This window comes from Bacillus sp. FSL K6-0268, from assembly GCF_038005425.1.
GTDB classification, from domain to species: Bacteria; Bacillota; Bacilli; order Bacillales; family Bacillaceae_G; genus Bacillus_A; species Bacillus_A thuringiensis_S.
This window is the reverse complement of record NZ_JBBOTF010000001.1, coordinates 3,120,095-3,137,236: the sequence shown is the minus strand read 5'-3', so window position 1 is coordinate 3,137,236 and position 17,142 is coordinate 3,120,095. Positions and strand designations below refer to the sequence as shown.

Sequence of the window (17,142 nt, the reverse complement as noted above, 5' to 3'; positions counted from 1 at the left end):
TTATGCCTGGATACAAAGAATATAGGATAAATGCTAGAAAGGAAAGTTGGCATATATTTTGCAATAAGAAGAGAAAACAATGTAAAGAAAAGGATGGGGTACGCAATGAACACAAAAAAATTTGCTAAAGTAAATGAACAAATTCCAGGACCGAAAGCGGCATCTTTATTAGAACGCCGTCAAAATATAGTACCAAAAGGAGTAAGTAACGGCATCCCAACGTTTGTACAATCTGCAAATGGTGCTCTTGTAACAGATGTTGATGACAATCAGTACATTGATTTTGCAGGAGCAATCGGGACAATTAACGTAGGGCATTGTCATCCAACGGTTAAAGAAGCGCTCCATAAACAAGTCGATCAATACATTCATACTGGATTTAATGTCATGATGTATGAGCCATATATTGAATTAGCAGAAAAGCTTGCGGCATTGGCACCAGGAAGTTTCGATAAGCAAGTCCTATTTTTAAATAGTGGTGCAGAAGCAGTTGAGAACGCGGTGAAAATCGCTCGTAAATATACGAAGAGACCTGGTATTATCGCATTTTCTAAAGGTTTCCACGGTCGTACATTAATGACAATGACGATGACAAGTAAAGTGAAGCCATATAAATTTGGGTTTGGTCCCTTTGCTCCAGAAGTATATAAAGCGCCATTTCCATACGAATATCGTCGCCCAGAGGGATTAACGGAAGAGCAGTATGATGATTTTATTATTGAAGAGTTTAAGAACTTCTTCATATCGGAAGTAGCACCAGAAACAATTGCAGCTGTTGTAATGGAACCTGTTCAAGGGGAAGGTGGATTTATCGTCCCAAGTAAGAAATTTGTTCAAGAAGTACGCCGCATTTGTTCAGAGAACGGCATCTTATTTGTAGCGGATGAAATACAAACAGGCTTTAGTCGTACAGGAAAATATTTTGCAATTGATCACTATGATGTCGTTCCAGATTTAATTACAGTGTCTAAATCATTAGGGGCTGGTGTACCGATAAGTGGTGTCATTGGACGTAAAGAAATTATGAATGAATCTGCACCAGGTGAACTTGGTGGAACGTATGCAGGAAGTCCATTAGGATGTGCAGCTGCATTAGCTGTTCTCGATGTAATAGAAAATGAGAAATTAAATGATAGAGCGATAGAATTAGGAAAAGTCGTAATGAACCGATTCGAAGAGATGAAAAATAAATATCATTGCATCGGTGATGTGCGTGGGTTAGGAGCAATGTGTGCATTTGAGGTCGTTCAAGATCGTAAGACGAAAGCACCTGACAAAACGTTAACGGCTAATCTATGTGCAGAAGCAAATAAGCGTGGGTTACTTTTATTATCAGCAGGAACGTATGGAAATGTTATCCGTGTGTTAATGCCTTTAGTTATTACAGATGAGCAACTTGAAGAAGGTTTAACAATAATTGAAGAATCATTGCAAGCTTGTTATGAGCAAACGAACATCGCTCGCGTTTAAAAACTGAAGTATAAATAGCAAACATTCTAGCTGACTCTATATTAAATGCAGAAAATTCACTTTATAATAAAGATAGTGAAGTGGATCGATGGATTTGAAGTTAGGGGTGGCTAGGATGGTTGCAGAAAAGGAACGAGTGTTAATGGATTTAAAAGATGTATTTGAATATGCGTTTGACGAAATTTTTGTTACAGATGAGCAAGGGATCGTTGTACGTGTAAATAGTACATGTGAAAGGCACTACCAACTAGCTGCAGAAGAGTTAGTTGGTAAGCATGTAAAAGAACTACAAAAGGATGGAATCTTTTATCCATCAGCGACATTAGAAGTGATTGAAAAAAAGAGGCCAATTGAACTCGTTCAAACTACAAAATCAGGAGAGTATTTACACGTTCGTACAAGGCCTGTTTTTGATGATGAGGGAAATTTAAGAAGAGTGATTAGTTATTCTCGCGACCTTACTGAACTCTATCAATTACGTCAAAAGGTAGAGGAAATGGATAATCAGCTAAAAACATATAAAAAAGAATTAAGAGAAACATATGAGCATGAAGGACTTATTTTTAAAAGTCTAGCTATGCAAAAAATAGTCGATACAATCAAAAAAGTATCTGTAGTGGATAGTACTGTTCTCGTTTTAGGCGAGACTGGAGTAGGAAAAAGTCGATTAGTACGCTATTTACATGAAGTGAGTCACCGTAAGCATGAAAGTTTCTATGAAATTAATTGTGCGGCATTACCAACTAATTTAATTGAATCGGAGCTTTTTGGATATTCAGGTGGATCTTTTACAGGTGCGAATCGTGAAGGGAAAAAGGGACTATTAGAATCCGCGCATAAAGGAACTCTTTTTTTAGATGAAATCGGTGAAATGCCGCTTGAAATTCAAGCGAAGCTTTTGCAAGTATTGCAAGAAAAAACATTTCGTCCTATAGGCGGAAGAGAATTAAAAAAAGTAGATGTTCGAATTGTGGCGGCAACAAATAGAGATTTAAGCGAGATGGTGAAACAAGGAACATTTCGGAAAGATTTATACTATCGTCTGAATGTCATTCCAATTGCAATTCCCCCGCTTAGGGAAAGAACAGAAGATATTTTACCGCTTATTTATCATTACTTGCAGCACTTTAATAAAAAGTACGGACGTGATGTGAAACTAGCACCGGGTACATTACAAATGTTTGTCGGATATCCGTGGGAAGGAAACAATAGAGAGATAGAGAATGTAATTGAGAGAATTGTTATTACTGTCGATGATGTTGTAACGGTAGAGGATTTGCCACTCTCTATGCAAGAGGCTGCAGTTGAACAATCGGGGCAAAGCCTTTATAAAATGCTGGAAGAGGTAGAGAGAAATATTATTCTTAAAGCGTATAAAACGTATGGATCAAGTTATAAAGTGGCTGAGTTTTTGCAAATTAGTCAATCTGCTGCTACTAGGAAAATTAAGAAGTTCATAGAGGAGGAAGAAAACATTGGATAAAAAGGCGACTTTCGTAAGTATAGATAAAAAGGCGATGTATATAAATGGTGAGTGGATTACACTACAAGAACAAATTGAAGTAAATAATCCTGCGACGAAGGAAATATTTGCAACTGTACCAAAAGGCGGAGTAACAGAGGCAAAGCAAGCTGTTGATGCTGCACATGAAGCTTTTAAAACGTGGTCTAAGTTAACGGCAGCAGATCGTGCCACGAAGTTAAAAAAGTGGTTTACGCTTATTGATGAAAATAAAGAAGAGATCGCAGCGATTATGACGAAGGAACAAGGAAAGCCGTTTGCAGAAGCGCTTGGTGAAGTAAATTATGCAAACAGTTTTGTTGAATGGTATGCAGAAGAGGGGAAACGCGTATACGGTGAAATGATTCCTGCTTCTCATCCGAATAAGCGCATTTTAGTTATGAAGCAACCAGTTGGCGTTATGGCAGCTATTACACCTTGGAACTTCCCAGCTGCTATGATTACGAGAAAGGTAGCCCCAGCGCTTGCAGCAGGCTGTACAGCCGTTGTGAAACCAGCAAGTCAAACGCCATTAACTGCATTGAAATTAGCTGAATTAGCCCATGAAGCAGATATTCCAAAGGGCGTAATCAATATCGTAACAGGTAGTGCAAAAGCAATTGCTGATACATGGATGGAAGATGGTCGCGTTCGAAAAGTGTCCTTTACAGGGTCAACGGAAATCGGGAAAGAGTTAATGGCTAGTGCGGCGCAAACGATGAAAAAAGTTTCGCTTGAGTTAGGGGGACACGCTCCGTTTATCGTAATGAATGATGCAGATTTAGATAAAGCAGTAGAAGCGGTGATTGGTTCGAAATTCCGTAATGCAGGACAAACGTGTATATGTACAAACCGAGTATTCGTTCAAGAAGAAGTATACGAAGTATTTGTAGAGAAGTTCCAAAAGGCAGTAGGGCAGTTGAAAGTAGGAGACGGTTTCGGTGACGGAACGACTGTCGGGCCACTTATTGATGAGAATGCAGTTTCAAAAGTACAAGAACATATTGAAGATGCTATTCAAAAAGGTGGAACAGTTTTATATGGTGGTCAAAAGGTCGCAGAGTTAGAGGGACATTTCATTCAACCGACTGTAATTGGGTTGGCAAATGATACGATGCTTTGTATGAATGAAGAAACATTTGGGCCAGTGGCACCAGTTGCGAAATTTAAAACAGTTGATGAAGTAATTGAACGTGCAAATAATACACCATACGGTTTAGCTGCGTATATTTTCACGAAAGACATTAGCCAAGCATTCCAAATTAGTGAAGCGCTAGAGTACGGTATTATTGGTCTAAACGATGGTCTTCCATCAGTTGCACAAGCACCATTCGGTGGATTTAAAGAAAGTGGTATCGGCCGTGAAGGAGGCCATTTCGGCATCGAGGAATATTTAGAAATTAAATATATTTCATTAGGACTATAAGTAGTATACTAGAATCTCTATAAGGTAACAGAGAAGGAGATTCTAGTATGGTATATTGGCTATTATTACTTGTTACAATTATTTTTGAAGTGGCTGGAACAATTGCGATGAAACTATCAAATGGTTTAACAAAGCTCGTTCCAAGTGTACTTATTTTCGTATTTTATGGAATTTGTTTCAGCGTGTTTGCTATCGTCGTTAAAAAGATTCATTTAAGTATTGCTTATGCCATTTGGTCTGGCGTTGGAACGTTACTTATTACAATCATTAGTGTGTACTTTTTTAAAGAGCATATTAGCTTATTCCAAGCATTTTGTATTCTCTTTATTGTTTTGGGTGTCATTGGGCTTAAGGTTTCATCGGCATCATGAAAGCTATCTTTTGTAGAAGATAGCTTTTTTCTATTTGTGCAGTTAGCAATTAATACGACAAAATATGACAAGAAAGAGTAAAGCGTTTTGTTATGATACATATGAAATATTGTCTTATGTGGAGGAAAGAGTATGTTAAAAAAGGTGAGTCAAATTGTTTTAATTTTTGGCATAGCTTTTAGTTTAAGTGCTTGCACTGAGACTAAAGATAGTAATGAAAGTAAACAAGAAGATGTTCAAGATAAAGTGTATAAAATAGGGGAGACAGTAGACGTAGATGGTTTGCAAGTAACTATCGATTCAGTTGAATTAGGATATCCGGATTATGATGAGGATAAAAAGAAAGAAGAGATTTTGGGGGTTATTTTCAAAGTGGAAAATAATAGTAAAAAGGAAATACCTTTTGCATTTTATGAATTTGAGATTACCGATAAGAAAGGTACAAGATTTAAAGAATATAATAACCCTGATAGCTTTATTAGTAAAAAGTTAGCACCAGATGAAAAAATTCAAGATATCATGCTATTTGACGTAGCGAAAGAAAATACGTATATCGCTACATATAGACCGGAGTTTACGCATGAAAATAGAACGATAAAATTTGAATTGAAACCAAATAAATAAAGAAACACATTGGATAATCCAATGTGTTTCTTTATGGTAATAAATTTAAAACGCCCAGTTACCTTTACGGAAGATAGGCTCATGTCTGCCATCAGCAGTAATACCGTCAATATCAAGCTCAGCTGATCCAATCATGAAGTCGTTGTGTGTGATACTAGCGTTTGCGCCGTTTTCAGCAAGTTCTTCTTTAGACATTGTTTTTCCGCCAACTAAGTTAAATGCATAAGCATTTCCGATTGCAAGGTGGCAAGATGCATTTTCGTCAAATAGTGTATTGTAGAATAAAACATTTGTGTTTGAAATTGGTGAGTCATGAGGTACTAAAGCTACTTCTCCTAAGAAGTGAGAACCTTCATCTGTTTCTACTAAATGTTTTAAAGCTTCTTCACCAGCTTCAGCTTTATAGTCTACGATACGCCCGTTTTCAAATGTTAACGTGAAATTATCGATAATATTACCTGCAAATACTAACGGTTTTGTACTAGAAACTTGGCCGTTTACACCTGTTTTAAGTGGCATTGTAAATACTTCTTCAGTTGGAATATTAGCCATAAATGGTACGTTCTTTTCATTTAAGCTACCAGCACCAGCCCATACATGTTTTTCTGGAAGTTCGATTGTTAAATCTGTTCCAGGACCTGTATAGTGAAGAGCTTTATAATGCTTTTCGTTTAAGTAATCCACTTTTGTATGTAATGTTTCATCATGTTCTTTCCATGCTTCTACAGGATTTTCTAAATCAGCACGAGTAGCTTTGAAAATAGCATCCCATAACTTTGCTTCTTGTTCTTCTGGCGCTACGTCAGGGAATACTTTCGCAGCCCATTCTTTCGTAGGAACAGAAATGACACACCAACTTACTTTATCTGCTTGTACGTAATCACGGTATACTTTCATTGCTTCTCCAGCTACTTTATGAGCTGTTGCAATACGCGATGCTTCTACACCTTTTAATAAATCAGGGTTTTCTGCATAGATAGACATAAATGCAGCGCCTTCTTTTGCTAATTCTTCACGAGCATGTGCTTTCCAAGATGGAAATTCAGCGAAAGCTTCTTCAGGAGCTAGATCGAACTTTAAGCGTGTTAACGTCTCATCATTCCAATCTACATATACGTGTTTTGCACCAGATTTATATGCTTTTTCTGTAACGAGGCGTACAAATTGTACAGCTTCAAGAGGTGCACTAATTGATAAAGTTTGTCCAGGTTGAATATTAACACCAACATTAACTGCAAGAGCAGCATATTTCTCTAACGTTTGTTCAAATGACATATGTATAATCTCCTTTAATTTGAAAGATTTCTTACTATATATAATACAAGAAAATTCTAAAAATATATATAAATATAAAGTAAAAAGAGAGCTCAAAATGTATTGAGCCCTTATATTTACTTAATTGAAGAAGCAAACTGCTCTACAGTCGTTGTATGGTGTATACGAACGCGCTTCATCTTTAACAATTCATCAGGTTCACCCTTCGTAATGAATTGCCCAGGCTTTGTCGTCGTCGCAAATTGATAATACTTCTTCGTTTCTGTAACAACCTTATCATCTACATGACCGAATGGATAAGCAATCGCGATAACAGGCTTACCTGTTATTTTTTCTAGTTTTTCTTTTGAACCTTTTAACTCTTCCTCATAGTTTGTAATTTTCGGTAAGTCTGCATGTGTTGCAGTATGAGATTGCACCGAGAAAATGCCGGAATCAACCATTTCTTTTATTTCAGAAGTAGACAATGCTCCTTCTACATCAACGTTATCAACAATCATATATTCTGTTGCTGCCGGTTTAAAAGTATCATCTTTTAGCTTTTGTAAAACGCGAAATGCATTCATATTATTTTTCATACCGTCATCAAATGTAACGAAAATCGGCTTATTTACTTTATTTATATCGCCCCAGCGTTCAAACGTTAACAGCGTATAACCATTGTCCTTTAAATGTTTCATTTGTGCTTCAAAGTTAGCTGGTGATACGAATAAGTCTTTAATACCTTGACCATGATAATCATCAATTGCGTGATACATAAGAACAGGAACCTTTTGTTCGAAAGTAATAGTAGATTTCGTAAGCGGGATTGTTTTCCCATCTTCTTTCATTCCTGTTGCTTCAATTTGGAACTCACCGCGTTTTCCTTCAAATTCCTTTATATCAAAAGGAAGTGTGAATTGCTTCTCTTTTTCTTTAGAAGAAAAAGATTTAGCACTTTCCTTGCCATCAGCTGTGCGCCAAATTTTATATTGTACTTCAGTTAAATTATCTTTTATATCTGTCATATGAATAGTAGTGTCTGTAGATTCGTATGTGATGGGAGTATAAGAAATTTTACCTTGTTCTTGTACAGTCTCTTTTTGTTTAGCTACTTCTTGAACCTTTTTCTCTTTTTTAGGTTCTTGGCTTACATTGCTAGTATTGCAGCCTGCTAGAATGGCAGACGTACATAAAGCAATTGCTGCGTATTTTCTCATGAAAATCACCTTCTATTGTGTAGTATGTTGCATATTGACATTAAAATCCCCACCGCTATAAGAGTGGTGGGGATATACCCTTGTTCATCATATCATTTGAAGAAAATGAGGGGAATATGATTTTTAGGAGGCTATTAAGGTAATAGATTAGTGACTTTGAATAGATGTATTTTTTTGTTTCTTATTAGAATTAATAATGATATAACCAACTACAAAGATAAGAGGAATAATGAAGACATAGATAGGCATTCCCCATACATAATAGCTTTTCAGCGTTAAGACTAGTAAATGTAAGAAATCGAAAATTGCGTGGGCTTTCATAATATCCTCCAATGTTTTTTAAAAATTATAACATTTTAAACTTGTTATTTGTATAATTTGGAAAGTAATTTAAGCTAATTTTAAAGTAAGAAGAAGACTTATTGATATGCAATTTTGCATACAGATATGGATTTTATTAAAATATAAAGATTTTATACTATAATAAAAACCGCTATAAAACTAAGTAAGAATAATGTATGGAGTGGAGAATAGAAATGAAATATAAAAAAATAATATATATCTTTTTCATATCACTATTTATAGTTGGTTGCCAAAGTGAAGTGAGTAAAGCGAATAGTGTGGAAGAGTATATTCCATCGCATCTTATGAATGCGGAAGTGACGGCGGATATTATGACACTAGAATTTCCTTATGAGATAAAAGAGAAATTAGAGAAAATAGGAAATAAAATGAGCGATAGTATTACAAATAATTTAGATTGGTATTTGAAGTATGCCGAAGAAGAAATTATACCGAAAAAAACGTTTCCTTATCATCAAAACTTAGGTATTACAAAAGAAGAATATGATTTTATGATAGATAAAATGAATAATGCAGAATATGTAAATACCAAAGACGGAAAACTCTTTTTTAAACAGAAAGATCATGAAATTCAAATTCTCTCTGATGAAAATTTGAAGCTAATTAAAAATATTCGAATTGATACAGAGAAGAATATAATTAAAACTCCTTTAGGAGAATGCGAATATGAAGGTGAAATAAAGGCGTCGAATGAACAAAAAGCTACTGGTCCATGGAGTGGGAAGATGTGGACTTTAAAAAGCGATGGATTACTTTATCATTTTTCATTAGGAAAGTTAAAAAACATAAACAAATCTATCATTTACATTTCAATAAAAGGTATATATAAAGATAGGATTATCAATACAGAAGAAGCAGTTGAATTTCACTCGATTTCATAAAGAATCAAAAAAATCACCTTACTCGTTAAAGTAAGGTGATTTTTTATTAAATAAACAATCCAGCGATTGTTGCAGATAAAATAGAAGCAAGTGTTGATGCAAATAGCATTTTCCAACCAAATTTAGAAACAACGCTTCCTTGTTTTTCAGAAAGGGCACGGATTGTACCAACGATTGCACCAATTTGGCTAATACTTGCGAAGCTAATTAAGAATACTGTAACGATTCCAACTGTACGTGGAGCTAATGTTGTAGCTGTGTCTTTTAAATCAAGGATTGCTACAAACTCGTTTAAAACAATCTTCGTACCCATAATACCACCAGCTGGGATAATATCTTGAGTTGGAATACCCATTAAGAATGCGAATGGAGAAAGTACGTAACCGAAGATTTGTTGTAAAGTAACAGCATGTCCCATTGCGCCTGAAGCTGCACTAATTACGTAGTTTACAACTTCCATCACACCGATAAAGGCGATCATTAATGCGGCAACGATACCAGCTACTTTTAAACCATCAAGCGCACCGTTAATCATTGCGCCGATAAAGCTGTCTCCGAATAGAGTTCTATCAAATTTTTGAATCACTTCATCTTCTTTTTTCGTATCAACTGGTGTTAATAACGAACAAACGATTAAGCTTGAGAATAAGTTTAGCGGAAGAGCTGCTAGTACGTATTTTGCATCTAACATCATTACGTATGATGCTGTAACAGAAGCAGAAACGGAGCTCATCGCAGAACAACAAATGATAAACATACGATTTTTATTGAAATGCTGTAAATCGTTTTTAATGACGATTAACGCTTCACTTGAACCGAAGAATACAGAGTTTACTGCGTGGAATGACTCAACGCGTGGTAAACCAGTAATTTTTGAAATTGCACCGCCGACAACACGAACGATGAATGGTAAAACACCTAAATAACTAAAGATTGAAAGTAGTGCTGAGAAAAATACGATAATTAATAATACGTTTAAGAAAAAGACAAAATCTCTGTGAATTCCATTAAAGAGAAAATCGACACCTGTCGTACCAAGTTTAATTAGTTTGTTGAAAACTTTACTAATGAAAATAATGATTTGTTGACCAACCTTTGTAGCAAACATAAACCAACCGATTAAAATTTGGAAACCAATCATAATTGCAATTGCACGGAAGTTGATTTTACTTTTGTTGTTTGACAAAGCAAAACATAAACCTAACACGGCAAGAATACCGATAATGCTCATTACATATTGCATGTAGTTGCCCCTTTCAGAAGTTCGTATAAAGTTTGTACATAAAACGCTCGTTATATTACTAAAAATAAAAGAACGAGGTTTTATGTCATACGTAAGATGTCTGACCTTTTAGAAAAATAAAAATAAAAAAAGACCCATATGGATTCACTTTCATCTATGAGAGAAAGCTAATCAATATGAGTCCTTTTTTGCGCATAGGCTAATATTCATTAGTTTTCCCCATAGTCCAGCAATTTAAGGTTGCCGGGTAGAAACTCTCGATCCATATTATCAAGTATATATGAGGTAACATCGTCCGTATTAAATTAGTAGTAGCGTAACATTAACAGAGAAGTATCGTCAATAGCTTTTTTTCTTCCAATAGAAAAAGACCATATAAGTATGATAAAATGTAACGCAGTGTTATGAAAAAGAGAGGTCGGAAAATGAGTACTAAAATGACGCCACCAGTTGAGAAAAACGAGTTTATAGATGTAGTATTTGAAGATTTAACACATGATGGTGCCGGTGTTGCGAAAGTAAAGGGCTATCCTATTTTCGTTAAAAACGGATTACCAGGTGAAGAAGCGCAAATTAAAATTATTAAAGTGAAGAAAAACTTTGCATTTGGTCGTTTAATGAAGCTTCATACAGAAAGTCCATATCGTAAAGATGCTGAATGCCCAGTATATAATCAGTGCGGCGGTTGTCAGCTTCAGCACTTAACTTATGAAGGACAATTACAAGCGAAAGAAAAACAAGTACGTGACGTTATGCAGCGTATCGGAGGACTAGGTGATGTTCCTGTTCATCCTGTACTTGGCATGAAGAACCCGTGGGTATACCGCAATAAAGCACAAGTACCAATCGGAGAACGTGAAGGTGGGCTTGTAGCTGGTTTTTATCGCCAAGGAACGCATGACATCATTAATATGGAATCATGCTTAATTCAGGCAGAAGAAAACGATACATTAATTCAAGAAGTAAAACGTATTTGTGAAAAGCACGGTATCACTGCGTATAACGAAGAGCGTAACAAAGGAACACTTCGTCACGTAATGGCTCGTTACGGACAAGTAACAGGGGAAATTATGCTTGTCTTCATTACGCGTACAGCGGAATTGCCAAACAAAAAAGCAATCGTTGAAGAAATTGCAGCGAAATTCCCAGAAGTAAAATCAATCGTTCAAAACGTAAATACGAAGCGTACAAACGTAATTTTCGGAGATAAAACGACAGTACTGTACGGATCAGAATATATTTATGACTTTATCGGTGACATTAAATTTGCGATTTCAGCACGTTCATTCTATCAAGTAAACCCAGAACAAACGAAAGTGCTATACGATAAAACGTTAGAATACGCAAAATTAAATGGTAACGAAACAGTAATCGATGCCTATTGCGGAATCGGATCAATCTCGTTATTCCTAGCGCAAAAAGCGAAAAAAGTGTACGGCGTTGAAATCGTCCCAGAAGCAATCGAAGACGCAAACCGAAACGCAGCACTAAACAACATGACAAACGCTGAATTTGGCGTAGGAGAAGCAGAAGTAGTCATTCCAAAATGGTACAAAGAAGGCGTAATCGCCGACACAATGGTCGTAGATCCACCGCGTAAAGGCTGTGACGAAGCATTACTAAACACAATCATCGACATGAAGCCAAACCGCGTCGTATACGTATCGTGTAACCCAGCAACATTAGCACGTGACTTAAAAGTACTAGAAGAAGGCGGATATAAAACACAGGAAGTACAGCCTGTTGATATGTTCCCGCATACGACTCATGTGGAGTGTGTGGCTTGGCTTAAGTTAGTATAATAGGAAAGCAGTTGATATAGGAAAATCTATACCATCTGCTTTTTGGTTTACAAAAATACCATTCATAAGCGATTTTAGTTAAAATAAATATTGCTGATTTTCACAAATTATAAATTGAGATTTTGAAATTGTATTCATAGTGAGAGGATTTGAATTTGAAATGATAGATAATTTTTGGCGTGAATTACCACGACCATTTTTCGTACTTGCACCAATGGAAGATGTGACAGACGTTGTTTTCCGTCACGTAGTAAGTGAGGCTGGTCGTCCAGATGTATTCTTTACAGAGTTCACAAACTCAGATAGCTATTGTCATCCAGAAGGTATGAAAAGTGTACGTGGTCGTTTAATTTTTACAGAAGATGAACAGCCAATGGTGGCACATATTTGGGGAGATAATCCTGAATATTTCCGTCAAATGAGTATTGGTATGGCAGAGTTAGGATTTAAAGGCATTGATATTAATATGGGCTGCCCTGTACCGAATGTAGCATCAAGAGGAAAAGGTAGTGGTCTTATTCTACGTCCAGACGTTGCAGCAGAACTTATTCAAGCTGCAAAAGCAGGCGGACTACCTGTCAGCGTAAAAACACGACTTGGCTTTAAAGCGTTAAGTGAGTGGGAGGATTGGTTAACGCACATTTTCAAACAAGATATTGCGAACCTTTCTATTCATTTACGCACAAGAGAAGAAATGAGCCAAGTAGATGCGCATTGGGAACTAATTCCGGAAATTAAAAAATTACGTGACCGTATCGCACCAAATACGTTAATAACAATCAATGGAGACATCCTTGATCGTAAAATGGGACTGGAACTTGCTGAAAAATACGGCATTGATGGTGTAATGATCGGACGAGGCATCTTCAAAAATCCATTTGCTTTTGAAAAAGAGCCAAGAGAGCATAGCAGTAAAGAGCATCTAGATCTTTTAAGACTACAACTTGATCTTCAAGATCAATATGCAGAAGTACTGCCACGCTCAATCACAGGACTTCACCGCTTCTTCAAAATTTATGTGAAGGGCTTCCCAGGAGCTGCGGAATTGAGAAATCAATTGATGAGTACGAAATCGACCAATGAGGTGCGTGCTTTGTTGGATAAGTTTGAGGATAGTGTTGGTGTTGCTCAGGATAGTGAGACGGTTTAACTTTTAAGCAGTTAAATCATTTCATATGTAGTGTATGACATGAGTGAGTTGAAAATAAGCGTAGAGCTGGAAAAGAACAGTGTATTTGAGAAATCAAAGCACTGTTTTTTTCTTTTAGTTAATGTTAAGAGAGAAATCTTTTTAAAGGCATATAAAAAACACGTAAGAGCTCTGTAGATACAATGATAGAGAAAAGTTCGGGTAAGACTATAAAACATATCTTTAAAATGTTAAAGTATTAATTTAGCGGACAATAACTAAAAGGTTAGATTTAAACATGATAATTTAAAGCACGTTATAGGATAAACTTTAACTGCTGAATAAATAATCAACATTTCAGGAGGAAACCCAATGGCAATGAGCAACAACGATATATTAAAAAGAGTACGATACGCTTTAGATATAAGAGATATAGATATGGTGGAAATCTTTAAACTCGGCGGGATGGAAGTAACGAAAGAAGACGTAGTTGATATGCTTACAAAAATAAAGAGAGCTCCTCAGCATGAAGCTGAAGATGCGGATGTAATCGAAGATGAGTACGTAAAAACATGCGATATGATGATGTTAGAGGCATTTTTCAATGGATTTATTACTTTAAAAAGAGGAAAGCAAGATCCGAAACCAGGGCAGCCTGCACCTGTACAGAGTAAGGAGAGTGCCAATAACCTTCTTCTAAAGAAAATGAAAATCGCACTATCTTTAACGAGTGAGGATGTACTTGATATATTAGATAGCGTAGGCGTTACGGTAACAAAAGGAGAGTTAGGCGCTCTATTAAGAAAAAAAGGTCATAAAAATTACAAAGAGTGCGGCGATAGATACGCAAGGAATTTCATTAAGGGATTAGGTGTAAAGTATAGAGGATAATGAGTTCGTTAAAGCAGTAAATGATATAATAGGTAGAGTAGGACGTTCGTATCCTACTCTTTTTTATTTGTAAAAATACTATGCTAGGTGATGAAATGGTACATACATATTTAGGTGAGACAATTAATTTTCATATAACTTATAAGAAGAAAAAGTCCGTGCGTCTTTTTGTGGATTCGTATGGAAATGTGGAAGTGCAGGCTCCGAAAGGGACACCTGTTGAATACTTAGTCCAGTTGCTAGAGGAAAAGTGGGATTGGATTCAGACAACTCGTAAGGAAATGGCGGAGCGAGCGCGTGGACCACAGGAAAAGGATTACGATCAAGGAGAAGGCTTTTTGTATTTAGGGAATACGTATCCGATACAGATTTCCCAAGATGCAAGTATTGAGCAAGACAATGCGATTTTTGAAGGGGATAAGTTACATATTTATGTAAAAGAGCTAAAGGATGAGAAAATACAGCAAGCTTTAAAACGATTTTACTATAAGCAGTGTAAATCTTTAGTAGAGAAGAGTATTAAAGCGCATCAAAGTAATTTCAAAACAAAACCACGTTCTATTCGTATTACAGATAGTAGTCGTACTTGGGGTACTTGCGATTCGAATTTACAACTAACATTCAATTGGAAGCTAGCAATGGCACCACAGCGAGTAATTGACTATGTAGTTGTTCATGAAATGTGTCATATGGTTCATTTAAATCATGATCGATCTTTCTGGCGTCTTGTCGGGAAGATAATGCCTGATTATAAAGAAATGGAGAATTGGTTAGCGTTATCTAGTTGGAAGATGACGGTTTAGGAAGGGATATCGATTTTTGTCTGTAAATCGATATTTCTTGTTGAATCGTTGATATATTGTGAGTTTTGATAGATATATTTTAAAAATCGTTGATATATTGTGAGTTTTGATAGATATATTCGAAAAATCGTTGATATATTGTAAGTTATGATAGATATATTCGAAAAATCGTTGATATAATTTCATTTACTACAGGATTGTTCAACAAATCGAAAAGAGAAGAGGTCACAGCAGACATCTCCTTTTTTCGAGTATATAGATTATCGCCCAAACTTCACAATGAAAGTATCTGCTGTTTTCTCCATCTCATACCCACGATACCCCTCCAAAAGCAAAGCCTGCTGTCCACTAGCATCACTCATTAGAATACTTTGAATATCCGTCCAATCTCTTTCATTATCTCCGCGCAATTTCTTCACAAAAACATACCGCAGACTACCACCATACTTTTCCTTCAACACAGCAATCTCCATCCCTTGCGCAAATTTATCCTTCAAACTCGGGATGTTAAAAGGAGCAACGGTGCAGCATACATAATCATATTTGCTATCTTCTTTTTGCAATTCGTCCATGATGACGTTTGCTAATATTTTTTGCATACCATTTCCTCGGCAGTTCGGATGAACGTTTGAGATTTCTTGATAGATGACGCGGTGTAGTTCACTTTCTGGCAAACCAATATCAAGCCCTAAATGTTCATCATCGATAGGCGGGACGAGTAGAGCGCGAAATGCGATGAGTTCGTTTTCGATAAAAGCACCGATCATCATGCCGTTTCCTTTTAGAATGTATTGAAATTCTTCTTGTGAGAGTGGTTGTAAACGATTTTTATCTTCTAGTGCTTCAACTACAATGTTTTGTAGTGATAAAATTTGTTCGATGTGCTCTAGTGATAGTAATGTAACGTGAAATGATTCGTTATTTTGTTTTAATGTTCCTTCGTATAGAACCGTCATATGATAGTCCTCCTTTAGCGTACAACGTCTTGAAAGACGGTTAGTTCTTGTAGTGTATCTTCGTTTATTTCAATGCCGAGTCCCGGCTTTTCGTTTAAGCGAATGAATGGTACATCGTAATGTAAGTTTCCAATGTCTTTCGTGAATTTTAATGGTCCTGTTAGCTCTACGCTCGTAATGATTTTCTTTGAGAAAGCGACATGGAATCCTGCGGAAGAGGCAACAGAGGATTCGACCATTGATCCCACTTGGCATTCAATGCCGGCCATTTCAGCTTGATGAGCGAGCTTTACAGCTGGATATATGCCGCCGCATTTCATTAGTTTTATATTCACTTTATCGGCAGCTTCTAATTTAATAATTTGGCGCATTTCACGAGAACTTTTTAGTCCTTCATCAATCATAAGCGGGAGATCTGTTTTAGAACGAATATGAGCCATGGCATCAATATCGTCCGCGATAACAGGTTGTTCAATCCAGTCAATGTTTAAATGTCCTAATGAACGCAGTGCTGTTAATGTGTTCGCGCTATTTTTCCAGCCTTGGTTTACATCAATGCGAATAGCGATGTCATTTCCTACACGTTCTCGTACAGCTTCAATACGTTTCACATCTTCTTTTACATTCGTACCAACTTTCATTTTGAAAGATTGGTAACCTTTTTGAATCATAGAAGCAGCTTCTTCAGCCATATCTTCAGGATCGGCAATACTTAAAACGTGAGTGACAGGGAATTCTTCATGATAGCGCCCACCAATTAATTGATATACAGGTTGATTTAGTTTTTTGCCCATTATATCAAAACAAGCAATATCAATTGCGGCTTTCGCTGTTGGAACACCGTAAATTGTATTGTCCATCATGTCGTGTATTTTTTCGATATTCATTGGATTTTTCCCGATTAGAGCAGGGGTTAGCGTATGTTTTAAAGTATGGAAAGTACTTTCCCATGATTCACCTGTGACGTGATCATCAGCAACGCCTTCACCGTAACCGATAATACCTTCATCTGTTTCCATTTTGACGATAATAGAGGGCATATCAGAATAAGAGCCATAACTAATAACAAACGGACTGCGAAGCGGTAAACGAATTGCGTAAAGATGAATAGCTGTAATTTTCATTGAATAGAAACTCCTTCCTGTTTTACAATAGTTTTATACATTTGATATAGTTGACGTTAAATAGTCGTTAATTAATGATAAGGA

At 36.3% G+C, this 17,142-nt stretch carries 16 protein-coding genes and 1 riboswitch; of the genes, 10 read left to right on the top strand and 6 right to left on the bottom strand.

Features of this window, described 5'->3' with window-relative positions; all coding sequences use genetic code 11:
- Positions 1-105: 105 nt before the first annotated feature.
- The 5 genes from gabT to MHI28_RS16050 all read left to right on the top strand — a co-directional run bounded on the left by gabT (position 106) and on the right by MHI28_RS16050 (position 5,392).
- Complete coding sequence (gene gabT / locus MHI28_RS16070; protein WP_001093004.1) at positions 106-1,470, top strand: 4-aminobutyrate--2-oxoglutarate transaminase; 1,365 nt, start codon at positions 106-108, stop codon at positions 1,468-1,470.
- A 115-nt stretch (positions 1,471-1,585) separates the two neighbouring features.
- Positions 1,586-2,953, top strand: a complete 1,368-nt coding sequence (locus MHI28_RS16065) for a sigma-54 interaction domain-containing protein (protein ID WP_000225147.1) — start codon at positions 1,586-1,588, stop codon at positions 2,951-2,953.
- Positions 2,946-4,397, top strand: a complete 1,452-nt coding sequence (gene gabD / locus MHI28_RS16060; protein WP_000358137.1) for an NADP-dependent succinate-semialdehyde dehydrogenase — start codon at positions 2,946-2,948, stop codon at positions 4,395-4,397. Before MHI28_RS16065 ends, gabD begins: the two co-directional genes overlap by 8 nt.
- A 47-nt stretch (positions 4,398-4,444) precedes the next feature.
- Positions 4,445-4,768, top strand: a complete 324-nt coding sequence (locus tag MHI28_RS16055; RefSeq protein ID WP_000263262.1) for a DMT family transporter — start codon at positions 4,445-4,447, stop codon at positions 4,766-4,768.
- A gap of 132 nt (positions 4,769-4,900) precedes the next feature.
- Positions 4,901-5,392 (top strand): DUF4352 domain-containing protein, encoded by a 492-nt coding sequence (locus tag MHI28_RS16050; protein WP_000915102.1) that lies wholly within the window; start codon positions 4,901-4,903, stop codon positions 5,390-5,392.
- Between the two features lie 45 nt (positions 5,393-5,437).
- Here the strand turns inward: MHI28_RS16050 and MHI28_RS16045 are convergent, their stop codons facing one another.
- The 3 genes from MHI28_RS16045 to MHI28_RS16035 all read right to left on the bottom strand — a co-directional run bounded on the left by MHI28_RS16045 (position 5,438) and on the right by MHI28_RS16035 (position 8,187).
- Positions 5,438-6,667, bottom strand: a complete 1,230-nt coding sequence (locus tag MHI28_RS16045; protein ID WP_000007349.1) for an aminopeptidase — start codon at positions 6,665-6,667, stop codon at positions 5,438-5,440.
- Between the two features lie 116 nt (positions 6,668-6,783).
- Positions 6,784-7,866 (bottom strand): polysaccharide deacetylase family protein, encoded by a 1,083-nt coding sequence (locus MHI28_RS16040; protein ID WP_001233739.1) that lies wholly within the window; start codon positions 7,864-7,866, stop codon positions 6,784-6,786.
- A 147-nt stretch (positions 7,867-8,013) separates the two neighbouring features.
- Positions 8,014-8,187: a hypothetical protein gene (locus tag MHI28_RS16035; protein ID WP_000643592.1), complete on the bottom strand. Its 174-nt coding sequence runs from the start codon at positions 8,185-8,187 to the stop codon at positions 8,014-8,016.
- A 215-nt stretch (positions 8,188-8,402) separates the two neighbouring features.
- On the opposite strand from MHI28_RS16035, the gene MHI28_RS16030 reads away from it, so the two are divergent.
- Positions 8,403-9,110 (top strand): hypothetical protein, encoded by a 708-nt coding sequence (locus MHI28_RS16030; RefSeq protein ID WP_000875598.1) that lies wholly within the window; start codon positions 8,403-8,405, stop codon positions 9,108-9,110.
- A 46-nt stretch (positions 9,111-9,156) separates the two neighbouring features.
- On the opposite strand, the gene MHI28_RS16025 is transcribed toward MHI28_RS16030, so the two are convergent.
- Positions 9,157-10,353, bottom strand: a complete 1,197-nt coding sequence (locus MHI28_RS16025; RefSeq protein ID WP_001200494.1) for a NupC/NupG family nucleoside CNT transporter — start codon at positions 10,351-10,353, stop codon at positions 9,157-9,159.
- A gap of 202 nt (positions 10,354-10,555) precedes the next feature.
- Positions 10,556-10,657, bottom strand: a riboswitch (purine riboswitch).
- Between the two features lie 121 nt (positions 10,658-10,778).
- On the opposite strand from MHI28_RS16025, the gene rlmD reads away from it, so the two are divergent.
- From rlmD to MHI28_RS16005, 4 genes are all read left to right on the top strand, one after another.
- Entirely contained in the window at positions 10,779-12,155 is a 1,377-nt protein-coding gene (gene rlmD / locus MHI28_RS16020) for a 23S rRNA (uracil(1939)-C(5))-methyltransferase RlmD (protein WP_000105037.1), read from the top strand.
- A gap of 160 nt (positions 12,156-12,315) precedes the next feature.
- Positions 12,316-13,305 carry a tRNA dihydrouridine synthase gene (locus MHI28_RS16015; RefSeq protein ID WP_000566702.1) on the top strand — a complete coding sequence of 330 codons (990 nt, stop codon included), beginning with the start codon at positions 12,316-12,318 and terminating at the stop codon, positions 13,303-13,305.
- A 351-nt stretch (positions 13,306-13,656) separates the two neighbouring features.
- The gene (locus MHI28_RS16010) at positions 13,657-14,175 is read left to right on the top strand and encodes a YehS family protein (protein WP_001251723.1); all 519 of its coding nucleotides are present in this window, start codon (positions 13,657-13,659) and stop codon (positions 14,173-14,175) included.
- 95 nt (positions 14,176-14,270) lie between these two features.
- On the top strand, positions 14,271-14,978 hold the full coding sequence (locus tag MHI28_RS16005) for a M48 family metallopeptidase (protein WP_000233759.1): 708 nt from the start codon (positions 14,271-14,273) through the stop codon (positions 14,976-14,978).
- 260 nt (positions 14,979-15,238) lie between these two features.
- Here MHI28_RS16005 and MHI28_RS16000 read toward each other — a convergent pair whose 3' ends face one another.
- Both MHI28_RS16000 and MHI28_RS15995 read right to left on the bottom strand, forming a co-directional pair.
- Positions 15,239-15,934 carry a hypothetical protein gene (locus tag MHI28_RS16000; RefSeq protein ID WP_000217542.1) on the bottom strand — a complete coding sequence of 232 codons (696 nt, stop codon included), beginning with the start codon at positions 15,932-15,934 and terminating at the stop codon, positions 15,239-15,241.
- Between the two features lie 14 nt (positions 15,935-15,948).
- Entirely contained in the window at positions 15,949-17,058 is a 1,110-nt protein-coding gene (locus MHI28_RS15995; protein WP_000704500.1) for a mandelate racemase/muconate lactonizing enzyme family protein, read from the bottom strand.
- Between the last annotated feature and the right edge of the window lie 84 nt (positions 17,059-17,142).

Bases quoted from the DNA above. Each gene is read 5' to 3' on its own strand.
- MHI28_RS16000 (WP_000217542.1), bottom strand. From the start codon at position 15,934: ATGACGGTTCTATACGAAGGAACATTAAAACAAAATAACGAATCATTT.
- MHI28_RS16015 (WP_000566702.1), top strand. From the start codon at position 12,316: ATGATAGATAATTTTTGGCGTGAATTACCACGACCATTTTTCGTACTT.
- MHI28_RS16025 (WP_001200494.1), bottom strand. From the start codon at position 10,353: ATGCAATATGTAATGAGCATTATCGGTATTCTTGCCGTGTTAGGTTTA.
- MHI28_RS16030 (WP_000875598.1), top strand. From the start codon at position 8,403: ATGAAATATAAAAAAATAATATATATCTTTTTCATATCACTATTTATA.
- gabT (WP_001093004.1), top strand. From the start codon at position 106: ATGAACACAAAAAAATTTGCTAAAGTAAATGAACAAATTCCAGGACCG.
- MHI28_RS16035 (WP_000643592.1), bottom strand. From the start codon at position 8,187: ATGAAAGCCCACGCAATTTTCGATTTCTTACATTTACTAGTCTTAACG.
- rlmD (WP_000105037.1), top strand. From the start codon at position 10,779: ATGAGTACTAAAATGACGCCACCAGTTGAGAAAAACGAGTTTATAGAT.
- MHI28_RS16050 (WP_000915102.1), top strand. From the start codon at position 4,901: ATGTTAAAAAAGGTGAGTCAAATTGTTTTAATTTTTGGCATAGCTTTT.
- MHI28_RS16045 (WP_000007349.1), bottom strand. From the start codon at position 6,667: ATGTCATTTGAACAAACGTTAGAGAAATATGCTGCTCTTGCAGTTAAT.
- MHI28_RS16040 (WP_001233739.1), bottom strand. From the start codon at position 7,866: ATGAGAAAATACGCAGCAATTGCTTTATGTACGTCTGCCATTCTAGCA.
- MHI28_RS16005 (WP_000233759.1), top strand. From the start codon at position 14,271: ATGGTACATACATATTTAGGTGAGACAATTAATTTTCATATAACTTAT.
- MHI28_RS16010 (WP_001251723.1), top strand. From the start codon at position 13,657: ATGGCAATGAGCAACAACGATATATTAAAAAGAGTACGATACGCTTTA.
- MHI28_RS16065 (WP_000225147.1), top strand. From the start codon at position 1,586: ATGGTTGCAGAAAAGGAACGAGTGTTAATGGATTTAAAAGATGTATTT.
- MHI28_RS16055 (WP_000263262.1), top strand. From the start codon at position 4,445: ATGGTATATTGGCTATTATTACTTGTTACAATTATTTTTGAAGTGGCT.
- MHI28_RS15995 (WP_000704500.1), bottom strand. From the start codon at position 17,058: ATGAAAATTACAGCTATTCATCTTTACGCAATTCGTTTACCGCTTCGC.